This window comes from Burkholderia cepacia ATCC 25416, assembly GCF_001411495.1.
GTDB lineage: Bacteria > Pseudomonadota > Gammaproteobacteria > Burkholderiales > Burkholderiaceae > Burkholderia > Burkholderia cepacia.
Genome location: NZ_CP012982.1, coordinates 3,147,420 through 3,163,127 on the forward strand (window position 1 = coordinate 3,147,420; position 15,708 = coordinate 3,163,127).

Annotated in this window: 18 protein-coding genes; 10 read left to right on the plus strand and 8 right to left on the minus strand. The window is 66.0% G+C overall.

The features are described from left to right. Positions 1-209: 209 nt before the first annotated feature. Positions 210-344, minus strand: a complete 135-nt coding sequence (locus tag APZ15_RS42550; RefSeq protein ID WP_256626316.1) for a hypothetical protein — start codon at positions 342-344, stop codon at positions 210-212. Positions 345-475: 131 nt separating this feature from the next. Between APZ15_RS42550 and APZ15_RS31320 the strand changes: the two genes are divergently transcribed. From APZ15_RS31320 to APZ15_RS31330, 3 genes are all read left to right on the plus strand, one after another. Next, positions 476-877 carry a TetR family transcriptional regulator C-terminal domain-containing protein gene (locus tag APZ15_RS31320; protein WP_027791678.1) on the plus strand — a complete coding sequence of 134 codons (402 nt, stop codon included), beginning with the start codon at positions 476-478 and terminating at the stop codon, positions 875-877. Positions 878-1,018: 141 nt separating this feature from the next. Then, on the plus strand, positions 1,019-1,888 hold the full coding sequence (locus tag APZ15_RS31325; protein ID WP_057056486.1) for a hypothetical protein: 870 nt from the start codon (positions 1,019-1,021) through the stop codon (positions 1,886-1,888). 175 nt (positions 1,889-2,063) lie between these two features. Next, complete coding sequence (locus APZ15_RS31330; RefSeq protein ID WP_226153221.1) at positions 2,064-3,029, plus strand: alpha/beta hydrolase; 966 nt, start codon at positions 2,064-2,066, stop codon at positions 3,027-3,029. 192 nt (positions 3,030-3,221) lie between these two features. On the opposite strand, the gene APZ15_RS31335 is transcribed toward APZ15_RS31330, so the two are convergent. Next, on the minus strand, positions 3,222-3,641 hold the full coding sequence (locus APZ15_RS31335) for an NUDIX hydrolase (RefSeq protein WP_027791675.1): 420 nt from the start codon (positions 3,639-3,641) through the stop codon (positions 3,222-3,224). 156 nt (positions 3,642-3,797) lie between these two features. Between APZ15_RS31335 and APZ15_RS31340 the strand changes: the two genes are divergently transcribed. Together APZ15_RS31340 and APZ15_RS31345 are read left to right on the plus strand one after the other, a co-directional pair. Then, on the plus strand, positions 3,798-4,562 hold the full coding sequence (locus APZ15_RS31340) for an alpha/beta fold hydrolase (protein WP_027791674.1): 765 nt from the start codon (positions 3,798-3,800) through the stop codon (positions 4,560-4,562). Between the two features lie 124 nt (positions 4,563-4,686). Next, on the plus strand, positions 4,687-5,052 hold the full coding sequence (locus APZ15_RS31345; protein ID WP_027791673.1) for a hypothetical protein: 366 nt from the start codon (positions 4,687-4,689) through the stop codon (positions 5,050-5,052). Positions 5,053-5,138: 86 nt separating this feature from the next. Here APZ15_RS31345 and APZ15_RS31350 read toward each other — a convergent pair whose 3' ends face one another. Continuing rightward, complete coding sequence (locus APZ15_RS31350) at positions 5,139-5,855, minus strand: EthD domain-containing protein (protein WP_027791672.1); 717 nt, start codon at positions 5,853-5,855, stop codon at positions 5,139-5,141. A gap of 51 nt (positions 5,856-5,906) precedes the next feature. Then, a complete protein-coding gene (locus tag APZ15_RS31355) occupies positions 5,907-6,419 on the minus strand; it encodes a nuclear transport factor 2 family protein (protein ID WP_027791671.1) in 513 nt (170 codons plus the stop codon). A gap of 212 nt (positions 6,420-6,631) precedes the next feature. Between APZ15_RS31355 and APZ15_RS31360 the strand changes: the two genes are divergently transcribed. From APZ15_RS31360 to APZ15_RS31380, 5 genes are all read left to right on the plus strand, one after another. Next, entirely contained in the window at positions 6,632-7,132 is a 501-nt protein-coding gene (locus tag APZ15_RS31360) for a nuclear transport factor 2 family protein (RefSeq protein WP_027791670.1), read from the plus strand. Positions 7,133-7,182: 50 nt separating this feature from the next. Then, positions 7,183-8,049, plus strand: coding sequence for an SDR family NAD(P)-dependent oxidoreductase (locus APZ15_RS31365; protein WP_027791669.1), 867 nt, complete (start codon positions 7,183-7,185; stop codon positions 8,047-8,049). Between the two features lie 9 nt (positions 8,050-8,058). Continuing rightward, the gene (locus tag APZ15_RS31370) at positions 8,059-8,814 is read left to right on the plus strand and encodes an SDR family NAD(P)-dependent oxidoreductase (RefSeq protein ID WP_027791668.1); all 756 of its coding nucleotides are present in this window, start codon (positions 8,059-8,061) and stop codon (positions 8,812-8,814) included. Between the two features lie 128 nt (positions 8,815-8,942). Then, complete coding sequence (locus APZ15_RS31375) at positions 8,943-9,719, plus strand: glucose 1-dehydrogenase (protein WP_027791667.1); 777 nt, start codon at positions 8,943-8,945, stop codon at positions 9,717-9,719. A gap of 525 nt (positions 9,720-10,244) precedes the next feature. Beyond that, a complete protein-coding gene (locus APZ15_RS31380) occupies positions 10,245-12,110 on the plus strand; it encodes a phosphoenolpyruvate carboxykinase (GTP) (protein WP_027791666.1) in 1,866 nt (621 codons plus the stop codon). A 97-nt stretch (positions 12,111-12,207) separates the two neighbouring features. Here the strand turns inward: APZ15_RS31380 and APZ15_RS31385 are convergent, their stop codons facing one another. The 4 genes from APZ15_RS31385 to APZ15_RS31400 are packed head-to-tail and all read right to left on the minus strand — an operon-like array spanning position 12,208 to position 15,705. Beyond that, the gene (locus APZ15_RS31385) at positions 12,208-13,116 is read right to left on the minus strand and encodes an NAD-dependent epimerase/dehydratase family protein (protein ID WP_027791665.1); all 909 of its coding nucleotides are present in this window, start codon (positions 13,114-13,116) and stop codon (positions 12,208-12,210) included. Positions 13,117-13,174: 58 nt separating this feature from the next. After that, on the minus strand, positions 13,175-14,011 hold the full coding sequence (locus APZ15_RS31390; RefSeq protein ID WP_027791664.1) for an SDR family NAD(P)-dependent oxidoreductase: 837 nt from the start codon (positions 14,009-14,011) through the stop codon (positions 13,175-13,177). 37 nt (positions 14,012-14,048) lie between these two features. Then, entirely contained in the window at positions 14,049-14,807 is a 759-nt protein-coding gene (locus tag APZ15_RS31395) for an SDR family oxidoreductase (RefSeq protein WP_027791663.1), read from the minus strand. 40 nt (positions 14,808-14,847) lie between these two features. Next, complete coding sequence (locus tag APZ15_RS31400; protein WP_027791662.1) at positions 14,848-15,705, minus strand: SDR family NAD(P)-dependent oxidoreductase; 858 nt, start codon at positions 15,703-15,705, stop codon at positions 14,848-14,850. Positions 15,706-15,708: the final 3 nt, after the last annotated feature.

Genomic DNA, 15,708 nt, shown 5'->3' on the forward strand with positions numbered 1-15,708 from the left:
GCAAAGATGCGTGCGGGCGAGGCGTGGAGGGCGCTACGGGTGGGAAGGGGATCGACAAACAGTTGCGTTGCGCAATGTTGATGAGCGCCGGGGAATGGCCGGCGCGCGGCCCGTCGAAGAACGAGGATTTCGGGCGAGAGGAATCGCGACGGGGATCCGGCGCCAGCGTCATGCCGCCGGCCAGGACGGGAACGCGCGATCCCCCGCCGTTACTTCGTCAATCCTCGCTCCTCCCATCGGTCCCAGGTCTTCAGCGCTTGACGCGCCGCCCTGCCGAACAGGAACGACAGCGTGTCGCTTTTCATCGACATCGATTTGCGGTTCACGATCCAGAAGTCCGTCAAGGCCGTTTGCTTCCCGCTCAGCATGTCTGCGATCGTCAGGCCGTTGAGGTGCGTCAGGGCGACGCCGTGACCGAAACATCCACCCGAGTAGATGATGCGTTCGTCGTCGATGAAACCGATTTTCCGCGACGATGGAAGCCTACGCCAATACGTACGACAGTGTCAGCGCGGACACGTCGCTGACAGCCGAGGGCCGCCTGGAGAAAGTGGTCAGCTTGTTGCTCGAGGACGGCAAGCAGCCCCGGACGCAAAGCCTGTTCGTGAACTTCTGGGCGCTGGCGCAGACTCAGGAGTTCGCGCGGAAAATGCTCGAAGAGGGATACGGGTTTCAACGGCGCGTGATCGCCGGATTCATCGAGGCCGTGAACCCGGCGCTGTCACACGCCGCGCTCGCGAGGCGAGCCGCGCTGGTTACCGCGCAGATCGAGGGGCTCATCGTGTTGATACCGCAAAGAAACCGGTTCCCGTCGGATATCAAGGGAATCGAGGACGATGCGGTGATGGCCGTTCTGGCTTTGGCCAAGGCGCCATGAATTGAATCGCTGCGATGCGGTTCGACGTCTCCGGCATCGGCTCGAGTGGTCGAAGCCCGTCGAGTCGGGCGCAGAGACGTTGACGCGACGAAACTTGCTTGCAACTGGCTGGAAACAGGATCTACGAGGAGAACACGGGCAATGTTGATCGACATGCAGGAAGCGCGCGGAGGTGATTCATCCTTTGGGCGGCGAGACTCACGCGCCCGAAGAAGCAGGAAACTCGACTTTTGCATGCAAACGGTGCTGACGCTCGTCCTGGCGCTGGTCGCGCACTGCGCGTTTGCGTCGAGCAACGTGACCGACGACGAGCAGCAACAAGCCGCGTTGCATACCCTGATGGGCACGGACCCGGCCCCGGCAGACAGTGTCAAGGGTGTCGCGCTGTCACCATGGGCGCATGGGCCGTCGGCTTCAGGGCCGCTTTGGGTCGTGGCCGCATTGGTCCAGCGCCCGACCGAGACCGTCGACGCGGAGTTGTGGACAGGTGTGCTGATCCGCGACGGGCAAGGGTTCCGCCTGCTCGCGAGCGATCGGAGCGAGCGCGTCGATACGTCACCGATGTTATGGAGTGCCTTCCTGGCCATGGACGTCATTCCCTACCGGATCAGCGCGCAGGAAACTGCCTTTGGCGTGCTCTTCGGCAATAACTACACGTCGACCGCACATAGCGATTCGACCGGGATACTGAGCCTGTACCGTTATCGCGATGGTCGCGTGACGCCCGTCTTCTCCGCGCTAACCGACTGGTCGACCTATGACAAGGACGGGGCTGCGGAATGTGAGGAGAAGAACGACGGAAAACGCGGGAAGCCGGGCGATGCCCGGCCGGATTCCTGTGATGCGGAAAATACGACGGAGACGCATTACGTGCTGTCGTTCAGTCCTCACATGACGAACGGGCACTACGACCTCCTTGTGCGTCCCAAGGGAAAGGCCGGGGCGGGCAAGTCCGCGCGTTTTACCTGGAACGGGAATACGTATCAGCCGCGCCGGTTCACGGGTGACTGACGGGCAAGAACGGGGCGGCCTCGGTCAATTGCATCGGACAGGCGTCGGCCAGGTACGACGGCTTGAACGAGCCGCTTCCGTCGCTGGCAATTGATCGCGGTGTTGCCAGGACGTCGTGGCCATCCCAGGAAGACGTCGAGGGTTTCATGCGCGGCCAGGGCCGATGGCGACGGCGATGTTCGCGAGCATCACAATGGCTTTCGCCCTTCATTCGAGAGATCCTTTACAAACCATGCAGACGGAAATCGAAGCACCGGGCCCGGCCGGCCCGTTGAAAGGCACGCTGTTGTCCCCGGGTTCCGACGACGCCCCGGTGGTGCTGATCGTGCCGGGCTCGGGCCCGACCGACAGGAACGGTAACGCGCCGAACGGGGTTCAGGCGTCGACCTATCGATTGCTCGCGGAGGGATTGCGCGATGAAGGAATCGCGTCGGTTCGAATCGACAAGCGCGGCATGTACGGCAGCGCGTCGGCGATATCGGATGCCGATGACGTCACGATCGACGAGTACGCGGCCGACGTCCGTTCTTGGGTCACCGCCATTCGCGCGCGGACGGGCGCTTCCCGGGTGTGGCTGTTGGGCCATAGCGAGGGTGGATGGGTGGCGTTGTCGGCTGCCCGGCAAATGGACGACATCGGCGGCCAGATCCTGGTATCGACGGCAGGGCGCCCGCTAGGGCCCGTGTTGAGGCAACAACTGCAATCGAACCCGGCAAATGCTCCGGTTCTTGCCAATGCAATGTCGATCCTCGAATCCCTGGAGGCAGGTGGACGGGTAGACGCAGCCAGGATCGACCCGGCACTCATGCCGTTGTTCAGGCCGCAAATCCAGCGCTTCCTGATGAGCGAGTTGATCCTCGATCCGGCAGCGCTGCTGGCCGGTTACATGAAGCCCGTGCTCATCGTGCAGGGGGCGCGGGATATCCAGGTCGCCGTACAGGACGCGGAACTGCTGAAGCACGCCTATCCGCGGGCCGAAATGGCGCTGATCGCCGACGCCAATCATGTGCTCAAGACGGTTCGCACGTCGGCGCTGCAGGAAAACCTCGCCGCTTATTCGAACCCGGATCTGCCGCTGGCGGACGGCGTGGTGGCGGCAATTTCGGCGTTCGTGCATGCGGCGACAGCGAATCGGCGCTAGTTCCAGTCGAATCCGGTCGATCCGTCAGGGTGGCCTTTATCGAAGCAGGCACCGGTCAAATGACGTCGAGTGTCTGCTGTCGGGATGCGGGCATGGTCACTTCAACCAGCTTCAGTCGAACGCATCGATCAGGCGTCGGCGCAGCACGCGACATTCGAAGGACAAACGTCAATCGCCGGCAACCGCGCGCCGTCAACGATTCAGATAATCCGTCACGCGCGCCTGCAAATGCGTGATGGCATCAGTGAGCTGCAGATACGCGTCGACATCCATCAGCGTCCATTCCTGGCCTTCATTGCCGAAACGGATCGCGGCGATTTCCGCAGCGCTCAGCCAACCGGCGAAGAACCAGTGTGGCAGGCGGTCGGGCCGGCTCGACGGATAGACCCTGGACCAACCTATCCGGCTGCCCGGTATCGTCAGTCCGAATTCCTCATGGAGTTCACGCAACACGCACGCTTCGGGCGCCTCGTTACCTTCCCTGCCTCCGCCCGGCAGGTCCCACAGGCCGGGAAACGGGATGTCGGGCTTGTCGTCACGTCGATAGACGAGGATGTCCCGGTCCTTGAAGAGCGCAATCTTCGAACCACTGAAGGGGGCAGGCGATTCCATGCATGATCCATATCGTGGAAGCGGGGCTGTCAGTGTAGATTCTCGGGTATCGACGCGTACGCTCGATTTGATATAAGCATCCGCGTGGCACGACAGCGATGTCAGGGCGCGGTACAGCCGATACCGCCATTGAACGTTGAAAGCTGGAAATCGAACATGAAGACTTTTGCCATAAGGAACGGCCAATGGGGAATCCGGTATCACGATCTCCCCGGGCAAGGGATACCGACATTCTTCGTTCACGGATTGGGGTGCGCGTCCTCCTGCGATTATCCGGGCGTCATGGCACAGCCTGCTTTGTCGGGGCATCGGGCGGTGCTGGTCGATCTGCCTGGATTCGGGTTCAGCGATCGGCCCATGGACTTTTCCTACACCATTCAAGAGCATGCCGGAACGATCGTGGCGCTCGCCGATCATCTGGCGCTGTCGTCGCTCAACCTGTTCGGTCACAGCATGGGGGGCGCAGTGGCGATCGCCGCATCGATGCAGCTCGGTGAGCGGGTGCGGCATCTCGTGCTGGGCGAGCCCAATCTGGAGCCTGGAGGCGGCTTTTTCAGCAGAAAAATCGCGGCGATGACGGAGGTGGAATATGTGCAAGCCGGGCACGCCGCGCTGATCGCCGAATCCGCCGCCGGCGGCAGCGATATCTGGGCGGCTTCGATGTCGGCCAGTGCTCCGTACGCCGTCCATCGAAGTGCCGTGTCGCTCATCGAGGGCAGTCATCCAAGCTGGCGCGAGCAGCTCCATTCGATGAAGATGCCGAGAACCGTTTTGTTTGGTGCACGCTCGCTGCCCGATGTCGACACCGAACGTCTTCCCGCGGAAGGGGTGAACGTCGGCATCGTGGAAAACGCGGGCCATTCGATGGCCTGGGAGAATCCGGCCGGGCTCGCCTTGGCGATCAGGCAGGCGCTCGAGTAACCGGAAATCCGGCGTCGGCAAGTGTGCCGTCATCGCCGCGACCAATGCCCGTTCGGTGTGTCCGCTTTCGTAACCGGCTGCGAGCCGTCGTTCGATACCGGGCCACGACAACAGAAAACGAGCCATGACAAACCTGATTCGATTCCGTGTTCGACCGGTATTTCACGGCAGTGATCTGCTGGTCGAGGTACTCGATGATCATCGTGCAGCGGATTTTCCGAGCATCGCCGCGATCCTGCGGCATGCGCTGCACGCTGTCGAGGTTCCGCATCCGCACGGCGTTGATGAACCCGTGGTCGCATTGTTTCACGACCGCTACTTCAGCTATTGGGCCTACGCGCGGGGCCACTATGAAATTGACGACGATATCTGGGGACTGTTCGTGACGGCGTCGATCGACAACTCATCCGTTATCGCGGACATCGAAAGCGCACTCCTGTCGACGGGGAAGTTCGTCAAGGAATACGTGGATTTCCGCAAGTTCGAGTGAGCTGAAGGGGCCGGGAAAGCCGGTGCGGCAATATCGAACGACAACTCCCGGCGCCGGCAAGGATCGCCCCACGCGATCCCCCGAACTCACCCCCGCACCGCCTTCACCACATACTGGCTCGTCGGTAGCACATCGATCTTGTCGAAGTCGATGAAGCGCCCACAGCTGTCCATCATCTCGGCCACATTGCGCTGGAATTTTTCGTCATCGCCCACCGCATCGAAAAACGCATGCGGATCGGTCATTGCCGCGGCGGGAAAGCATTCCTCGACGATCGCGTCATAACCGGGCGCCGCATGCGTGAGCGCGCGCACGACGACGTTCTGCACGTACAGGAAATTGTCCTGCGTATCGATCGCGACGCGCGTGTGATGCCCGTGCCACACGTCGAGCCATGCTTCGTGCGTGAGGCGCGGCGGCCGCTTCAGGAACGCGAGCTGCGAGAAGCCCGTGGTGCGCTCGCCCGGCCGTGCCGGAAAGCGCGTATTCGGAATCGGTTGCGACTCGGTGACGAGATACGCAGCCATGTGCGGGACGATTGCACGCACCGCGTCGTCGAACGGCTGGCGGAACATCGCGTTTGCGCTATCGACCCACACCGCGACGATCCCGTCGATGCCCGGGTGCGTGTTGGTCTGCTTCAGGCCGGCGGCCGGCGCGACGTCCGCATCCGCGACGTTCACCTGCACGCCGTGCGCACCGAGGGACAGCAGCTTGTCGGCGAGTTGCGCGCGCACCGTGCGGCTCCACTGATCGGGCGCAGCCTGCGCGTCGCGCCACAACACGTAAATGACTTTCTCCATTGCTCCGGCTCCAGAGGGGAATGACGGGATCGGCGGCGTTGCCGCCGGGGTTCAGGAAGCGGTTTCGGGCGATCCGGCCGACGGGTATGCGTCCGGCGCGAACCGGTTCGCGGTCAGCGTGAGCGACGGCGGAATCGGCGACGTGACGGTTTCGAACAGGCGCTCGTGGCGCGTCGCGTGAATGCGCCACGCGCCGTTGCGTTTCACGTACTGGTCGTCGTAGAACGCAGTGCCGTGCAGCAGGTAGTTGTCCTCGAGATTGATCGCGTGGTCCTCGAGAAACCACACGCCGCACGCATGATCGGCCGAGACCAGCGTGAGCTCGGGGTGATGGCCGTGATGCATCGTCAGGAAGGTCGGCTTGCCGATGAGCTCGCGCAGGCTCGACACGAACGCGTCGCGGCCGTCGTACACGTAGCGGCCGCCATACAGACGGGCCTCGCAGTCTTCGGTCAGGCAATCCGCGAGCAGCGCCCAGTCGTGCGTGTCGACCGCGCGGAAATACCGGTACTTCAACTGTCGGATCTGCTCGTACTCGTGGAGCGTGCGGGTCGTGTCGTCCATCGCCGGGTCTCGTGGTGGTGTCGTTCGATGGTAGGAACGAAGCCGCCTGCATCACATCGTCTGTTCGGACGAACGCGCCGTACGCATGCGCCCGGCGCTGCAAGGACGAATCGCCGGTTTCATCCGAACGGGTGATGGCCGACGCATCGCGCGGCGGTTACGTGGCATCGACGCGGCCATCGAACCGCGCCGGCACCGAACAAGGAGACAGGATGACCCTCATCGAATCGCTGGAAGCACGTGTGCGCCGGCTCGAGGATGCCGACGCGATCCGCCGGCTGAAGGCGCGCTACTTCACGTGCTGCGACCGCAAGGATCCGCAAGGGATGCGCGACTGCTTCGCGCCCGGCCACGTGCACATCGACTACGGCCGCATCGGCACGTTCGACACGCGCGACGCGCTCGTCGACGTATTCGTGCAACTCGGCTGCCATCCGCACATCGTCGAGATGCATCACGGCGTGAATCCCGAGATCGACGTGCTCGACGACGTGCATGCGCGCGGCACGTGGGGCCTGCACTACCAGATGATCGACACGAACGCGCGAACGCTCACGCAGCTCGGCGCGTACTACGACGACGAATACCGGAAGGTCGACGGCGAATGGAAGATCGCGGGCACGCGCTGCGTCGTCACGTCGACGCTGTCGGCCCGTTACGAAGGCGATGCGCCGGGCGTGCTGTTCGCCGGTGCGCAGCCGCCGGCCGCCTGACGCACGCCAGCGCCTTGCACATGACGCACATTCCACAGGAGACATCGAACATGACACAGAACCACGATGCGCCGGTCGCCGTCGTGACGGGCGCATCGCGCGGCGCGGGCAAGGGCATCGCGCGCGCGCTCGGTGCGGCCGGCATGACCGTCTACGTCACGGGCCGCTCGCAGAACGAAGGCGATGCGCCGCTGCCCGGCACGATCCACGAGACCGCGCGCGAGATCGATGCGCTCGGCGGGCGCGGGATCGCGGTGGCGTGCGACCACGCGGACGACGCGCAGGTGAAGGCGCTGTTCGAGCGTGTCGAACGTGAAAGCGGGCGGCTCGACATTCTCGTCAACAACGCGACCTACCTGCACGATCAACTGATCCTGCCGGGCCCGTTCTGGGAGAAGTCGCTCGACCTCGTCAACATCCTCGATGTCGGGCTGCGCTCCGCCTATGTCGCGAGCTGGCACGCGGCGGCGCTGATGGTGAAGCGTCGCAGCGGGCTGATCGCGTTCACGTCGTCGTTCGGCGCGAGCTGTTACATGCACGGGGCGGCCTACGGCGCGCAGAAATCCGGTGTCGACAAGTTCGCGAAGGACATGGCCGTCGACCTGAAGCCGTTCGACGTCGCGGCCGTGTCGATCTGGATGGGCCCGCTGCGCACCGAGCGCACGACGCGCGTGTGGGAAGAACACCCGGATCTGTACAAGGAATTCTCGCTCGCCGCGGAAAGCCCGGAATTCACGGGCCGCGTGATTCACGCGATCCACGGCGATCCGCAGCGCATGGCGTGGTCGGGGCAGGTGCTCGTCGGCGCGGAAACCGCGTTGCGGTACGGCATCGCCGATATCGACGGCAAGCAGCCGCCGTCGTATCGCGAACTGCTCGGCGGGCCCGTGCAGGCCCATCCGGCGATCGTCGCCTGAGGAGCGCACATGGGCATCCTGAAAGGCAAGGTCGCGCTCGTGACGGGCGCGGGGCAGGGCGTCGGCCTGGGCGTTGCGCAGGCGCTCGCGGCGGAAGGCGCGCACGTCGCGGTGGTCGGTCGTACCCGCGACAAGCTGCTCACGACCTGCGAGGCGATTCGCGTGCGTGGCGGCGTGGCCGAGCCGTTCGTGTGCGACGTGATGGACGCCGCGCAGATCGTGGCGTGCGTCGACAGCGTCGTTGCGCGCTTCGGCGGCGTGCAGATCCTGATCAACAACGCGCAGGTCGTGCCGCTCGGCCGCCTGCTTGACGTAACCGATGCGGATTTCCTTGCGGGGCTCGAGTCGGGGCCGATCGCGACGCTGCGCATGATGCGCGCGTGCCATCCGCATCTGAAGGGCGACGGCGTGATCGTCAATTTCGCTTCGTCAGCCGCGGTGCGCTGGGATGCGTCCGGCTACGGCGCGTACGCGGCGACCAAGGAGGCGATTCGTGCGCTGACGCGCGCGGCTGCCTGCGAGTGGGGCGTGGACGGGATCCGCGTGAACGCGGTCGCGCCGCACGCGTTGTCGCCGGGCCTGAAAGGCTGGGTCGACGCGAACCCGCAGGAAGCCGCCGCGTTTTTCCGCACGATTCCGCTCGGCCGCGTAGGCGACTGCGAGCAGGACATCGGCCGCGCGATCGTGTTTCTGGCGAGCCGCGACGCGGCGTACCTGACGGGCGCGACGCTGCCGCTCGACGGCGGGCAGGCGTACTGGGGCTGACGGCGGCGGCTAACGACGGCGGCTGACGGCGGAGGCGCGCGGCACCGGCCGCGTGCCGATCATGATCCGGCAAGTGCGTGCCCGCCTGCGCGCGGCGGCCGGCAAACCGAAATCGAAGAGAGGACGACATGGGTCGACTGGAAGGAAAGGTAGCGATCGTCACGGGCGGTGCGCGTGGCATGGGCGCGGCGACGTGCCGGCTGTTCGTCGCGGAGGGCGCGCGCGTCGTGATCGGCGACGTGCTCGATGCGGAAGGCGAAGCGCTCGCGCGCGAGCTCGGCGACGCGGCGCGCTTCATGCGGCTCGACGTCGCCGACGAAGCGAACTGGGTGCGCGTGACCGACGCGACGGTCGAGCAGTTCGGCCGTATCGACGTGCTGGTCAACAATGCGGCCGTGCTGACGTTCGGCGGCATCACCGAGCTGTCGAAACGCGATTTCGAGCGTGCGGTGTCGATCAACCTCGTCGGCACGTTCGTCGGGATCCGGACGATCGCGCCGCGCATGATCGCGCAGAAGCGCGGGTCGATCGTCAACATCTCGTCGGTGGACGGGCTGCGCGGCGTGAACGCACTGGCCGCGTACGTGTCGAGCAAGTGGGGCGTACGCGGGCTGACGAAGGTCGCGGCGCTCGAACTCGGCCATCAGGGCGTGCGCGTGAATTCGATTCATCCGGGCGGCGTGAACACCGCGATGTCGAACCCGACCGGCGCGCCGCTCGAGGAAATCAACAAGCACTATGCGAACGTGCCGCTGCAACGCGTCGGCCTGCCCGACGAAATCGCGCGCGCGACGCTGTTCCTCGCGAGCGACGAAGCGTCGTACTGCAACGGCGCCGAACTGGCCGTCGACGGCGGGATGGCGGCAGGCGCGTATTACCCCGGATTGCCGGGCGCGCCGTTTTGAGCGGGTGGGCCTGCCGCACGTTCTCGTCGGATGTTTGTGTACGCAACCTAATTCAGGGTTTGCCTGACTAGCGAAAACGTGAATTCGCACGGCCCGCGCGCTCGCTGGCTAAACGCGGGCGCGGCGGGCCGGATTTGCCGCTTCCGCGAAACCCTTGTTGGACGGCCGTCCTGGCCGTTTCGCCCCCGAAACGCGCGCAATGGCGTTGTAAAAATAATTCACAGGCAACTGGCGTGCCGGATCGCCGACATGATTGTTTCTTGTTGCAACGCAACGTTTGCCAAATAACGGCGATGGTATGCTGGTCGCCATGGAGTTGTACGGCAGGTTGCTTGCATGGCGAAACTCGCGTTCGCACCTTCTAACGAGACGTCACCTTCTCTCGCACGCATCGCGGCATCGACACGCGCTCCGCTCGCGTGTCCCGTCCTGCGCGCCGCCGCACTCTGCGCTCCAATCGCATCCCCCATCTCGCGGGCTCGCCCCGCATCCCCCATCCTCGCCCAATAATCTGGAGACACCCTCATGTCGCAAAACAATCTGGCCGAAGCGACACACGGCCCGCTGATCGCTCCGCCGGCTTTCGTCAAACATCGCAAGCTGATCGACTGGGTGGCGCGCATCGCGGCGCTCACGGAGCCCGAGCGTGTCGTGTGGTGTGACGGCTCGCAGGAAGAATACGACGCGCTGTGCCAGGAGATGGTCGACCAGGGCACGCTCAAGCGGCTGAACCCGGCGAAGCGCCCGAACTCGTATCTCGCGCAATCCGATCCGTCGGACGTCGCGCGCGTCGAGGATCGCACGTTCATCTGCGCGGCATCGCGCGACGACGTCGGCCCGACCAACAACTGGATCGCGCCCGCCGAAATGCGCGAGACGCTCAACGGCCTGTTCCGCGGCTCGATGCGCGGCCGCACGCTGTACGTCGTGCCGTTTTCGATGGGCCCGCTCGGCTCGCCGATCGCGCACGTCGGCGTTGAGCTGTCCGACAGCCCGTACGTCGCCGTGAACATGCGGATCATGACGCGCATGGGCCGCGAGGTGTATGACGTGCTGGGCGATGACGGCGATTTCGTGCCGTGCGTGCACAGCGTCGGCCATCCGCTCGAAGCCGGCCAGCAGGACGTTCCGTGGCCGTGCAATCCGGTCAAGTACATCGTGCATTTTCCCGAGACGCGCGAGATCTGGAGTTTCGGTTCGGGCTACGGCGGCAACGCGCTGCTCGGCAAGAAGTGTTTCGCGCTGCGTATCGCATCGACGATGGGGCGCGACCAGGGCTGGCTCGCCGAACACATGCTGATCCTCGGCGTGACGTCGCCGGCCGGCAAGAAGTATCACGTCGCCGCCGCATTCCCGTCCGCGTGCGGCAAGACGAACTTCGCGATGCTGATTCCGCCGCAGGGCTTCGATGGCTGGAAGGTCACGACGATCGGCGACGACATCGCGTGGCTGAAGCCGGGCCGTGACGGCCGGCTGTATGCGATCAACCCGGAAGCCGGCTTCTTCGGTGTCGCGCCGGGCACGGGCGTGAAGACCAACCCGAACGCAATCTCGACGCTCACGGAAAACGTGATCTTCACGAACGTCGCGCTGACGGAAGACGGCGACGTGTGGTGGGAAGGGCTGACCGACACGCCGCCCGCGAAGCTGACCGACTGGCAGGGCAACCCGTGGACGCCGGAGATCGGCAAGGAGACGGGCCGCAAGGCGGCGCACCCGAATTCGCGCTTCACGGCGCCGGCCGCGCAGTGTCCGTCGATCGACGACGACTGGGAGAACCCGGCCGGCGTGCCGATCGACGCGTTCATCTTCGGCGGCCGCCGTTCGACGACCGTGCCGCTCGTGACCGAGGCGCGCGACTGGGTCGAAGGCGTGTACATGGCCGCGACGATGGGCTCGGAGACGACCGCCGCGGCGGTCGGCCAGCAGGGCATCGTGCGCCGCGATCCGTTCGCGATGCTGCCGTTCTGTGGCTACAACGTCAGCGATTATTTCGCGCACTGGCTGAAGCTCGGCAAGCAGCTCGAAGGCGCCGGCGCGAAACTGCCGAAAATCTACTGCGTGAACTGGTTCCGCAAGGATGCGAACGGCAAGTTCGTGTGGCCGGGCTTCGGCGAGAACATGCGCGTGCTGAAGTGGATGCTCGACCGTCTCGAAGGCACGGGGGGCGGCGGTGAGCATGCGTTCGGCGTGTCGCCGGCATACGAGGACCTGCACTGGGACGGCCTCGATTTCACGCGCGAGCAGTTCGACGCGGTGACGTCGATGAACGCCGACGAATGGCGTGAGGAATTGAAGCTGCATGCGGCGCTGTTCGACATGCTGAAGCTGCGCCTGCCGGCCGAAATGACCGACACGATGAAGAAGATCGAGCAGCGTATCGGCGCCTGACGGCCCGCATCGACGTTGTCGTTCCGACGTCCCGCCGCCGGCATTCGTTGCCGGCGGCGGGACGTTTTTGCATCCACGCCACACACGTGCCGTTTGCCTACCGCGCACGGCAATGCGCAACGACTTCATCGACCGCACGCTGCACATCGCCTCGCCGGTAGCGCAGCAGCGCGCTGTCGGCGGGATCGGGTTCGTACGACACGACGTTGCCGCGCCCCGTGTAGATCGCGATGTCGGGCAACAGCGGATGCTCCTGGTCGAGCGACGGGACGTCCCGCGGATTGCCCGCCGCGCGGAAGAAGGCCGCGAAGTAATCGGCGAAGCTGAGGTTCTCGTCGCCGACGAGGTAGGCCTTGCCTGCTTCGCCGCGCTGCAGCGCGCCCCAGATCGCTTCCGACAGCGATTGCGTCGAGATGAAGTTGCTGCCGCCGGCCGGCCCGAACACGGGCAGCCCCGCGAACCGGCCTTGCGCATAGCCCGTGTAGGCAGCGAACATCTCGTTGCGCAGCCCCGGCACCGACCCGACGACGAACGGCGCGTTGACGCTGCAGACGGCGAACGACTGCGTCGCGAGCGCGCGCACACGTTCGTCGGCGAGATGGCGCGAGCGCACGTACGGCACCGTGTCGACGAGCGTCGGCGCGACCTGCGGATAGAAGCTGCCGACCAGCACCGCGCGCTTCACGCCCGCGTCGCGCGCGAGCGCGAAGAAGCGCGGCACCGCATCGACGTTCGCGCGCTCCCAGTGCGCGGCTTCGTCGGTGCCGGGCGGCAGGTGGCGAATGTCGTTGCCGGCCGCGAACACCACCGCGTCGAACGGCGCGAGATCGTCGCGCGTGAAGTTGCCGGCCACGTAGTCGCGCAGCAATACGTCGAACTGCGCGAGTGCGCTGCCGGCGGCGGGTGGCTTGCGTGCGGCGAGCGTGACGGGGTTGCCGTGCGCGTGCAGGTGCAGCGCGGCATGGCCGCCGATGAGGCCGGTGCCGCCGACGATCAGGATCTTCATGGTGTCTCCGGTAGCGGCGCATCCGCGCCGCGTGAAATGAACAGGCGGGCGGTGCCGCTCAGAAATTGAAGCCGTTGCCCGTGACGACGGGCATGTTGGTCCAGAAGCCGTTCGGGTCGCGATACCAGCCGGCCGCCGCGAGCGCGCCGCCGTCGACATGCAGCGTCGTGCCGGTGACCCACGCGGCGAGCGGGCTCGCGAGGAACAGCGCGGCCCCCGCGATATCGCCGGCCGCGCCGAAGCGCCCGAGCGGGATCCAGCGCGGGATGTGCTCGCGATGCTCGGCCGCGACCATCGCGCTGACGGGCACCTGCGGCGTCTCGGTGGTTTCGGGGGCGATCTGGTTCACGCGAATGCCGGCCGGCCCGAGTTCGAGCGCGAGGCTTTTCGTGAAGCCGGTCAGCGCGGCCTTGAACGACGCGTACACGGTGCAGTTCGGAATGGCGCGAAAGCCTTCGATTGACGACACGCCGACGATGCTGCCGCCTGCGCCGCGCTTGCGCAGCAACGGCAGCATCGCGCGCGTGACGACGAACACCTGGCGCAGGTTCGCGTCGAACAGCCGCGCGATGTCGTCGTCGGTGCAGTCGTCGAACGGTTTCGCGATCTGCAGGAAGTCGCCCACATTGTTGACGAGCACGTCGAGGCCGCCGAAGCGCGCGTCGACGGTTCGTGCGAATGCATCGACCTGGTCGCGACGCGTGACGTCCACGGTGCCGACGAGCGCGTCGACGCCCGCCGCTTCGAGCGCCTGGCGCACGTCCTGCGCGCGGGCCGGGTCGATCTCGGCGACCGCGACGCGCGCGCCGGCCGCGCCGAACGCTTCCGCACACGCACGGCCGATGCCCGCACCGCCGCCGGTGACCAGCACGGTCTTGCCGTTGAATGAAATCATCGATGAACTCCTTTGAACGGGAGGGCAGTGCGTCGCGTCACAGCGACGACACCAGTTGCGCGTTGTCGATCCGCAGCTCCGCACCGTTCACGAAACGCGATTCGTCGGACGCGAGGAACAGCACGAGATTCGCGACGTCCCGCGGGTCGCACATGCGTGCCATCGGATCGCTGCCGATGCCGAGCGCGGCCGGGTCGAGATCGGGCATCAGCGCCTGCGTCATCGGCGTCCAGATCCCGTCCGGATGGATCGAGTTGCAGCGGATGCGGTAACCGCTGCGCTTGCAATGCACGGCGACGCTGCGCGCGAGCGCCGTCACCGCGCCTTTCGACCCGGTGTATGCGCACATCATCGGCAGCCCGCCGAGCGCGGCGACCGACGACATCATCACGATCGAGCCCGGCGTGTCGTTGCCCTTCATCGCGCCGATCGCATATTTGCAGCCGAGGAAATAGCCGTCGGCGTTGGTGCGCATCACGCGGCGCCACGTGTCGAGGCTCGTGTCCTCGATCGAGCCGACCGGACAGATCGCCGCGTTGTTGACGAGCACGTCGAGGCGGCCGAAGCGGTCGAGCGTCGATGCGATCGCCTGTCGCCAGCCGTCCTCGTCGGCGATGTCGTGGCGGACGAACAGTGCGGCGTCGCCGATCTCGCGTGCGAGCGCGCGGCCTGCGTCCTCGTCGATGTCGGTCAGCACGACACGCGCGCCTTCGGCGGCGAGCAGCAGCGCATCCGCGCGGCCGACGCCGCTTGCCGCACCGGTGACCAGCGCGACCTTGTTTGCGACTCGATTCATGGTCGGTCGTATTCCCTTGACGTTGAAAGAAGGCGGGCGCTCATGCGGCGCCCGGTGCGCGGCCGGCCCTGATCGCGTCGAGCGCGGCCGTGCCGTAGATCTGCGCGATCGTGTCGTCGACGCGCGGGTTGGTGCGCAGTTCGTGGCCGCCGTCGACCGCGAAACTCTGGCCGGTCACCCAGCCCGACTCGGGGCCCGCGAGATAGCGCACCGCATGCGCGATCGCTTCCGGTTCGCCGAGCGTGCCGAGCGGGATCTGCTCGAGAAAGCTATCGACGAGCGCGCGGTTGTCGAACATCGGCGCCGTTGCTTCGGAGCGCGTGAGGCCCGGGCGCACCGCGTTCACGCGGATCTTCGCGCCGGCCAGTTCCTCGGCCGCGCCGCGCACGAGTGCTTCGAGCGCAGCCTTCGCGGTGCAGTACGCGGACAGCCAGCGGAAATTGATCCGCGCGGCCGTCGACGAGATGCAGACGATCGCGCCGCCGCCGCTGTCGGAGAGCCGCGGCGCGGCGTGACGGATCGCGGCGAATGCGCTGTGCAGGTTCAGGTCGATTTCGGCGCGGAAGGTGTCGGCGTCGTGCAGCAGCAGCGGCCGGAAACCCGCACCGCCAACCGTCGGCACGACGATGTCGAGGCGACGGTCGAGCGCCCACGCGCAGTCGAGCGCGGCCTGCAGGTCGCCTTCGTCGCAGGCGTCGCCCGCATGGATCGCGACGCGGCTGCCGGGCACCGCGTCGGTCAGTTGCCGTTGCGTGCGTTCGAGCGCGTCGCGGCGGCGGCCCATCAGCACGACGGCCGCGCCGTCGGCGACGAGCGCGTGCGCGCAGGCCGCGCCGATGCCGCCGGCGCCGCCCGTGACGAGTGCGGTGCGGCCGTCGAGGGGAGCAGCGGTGCGCATCGT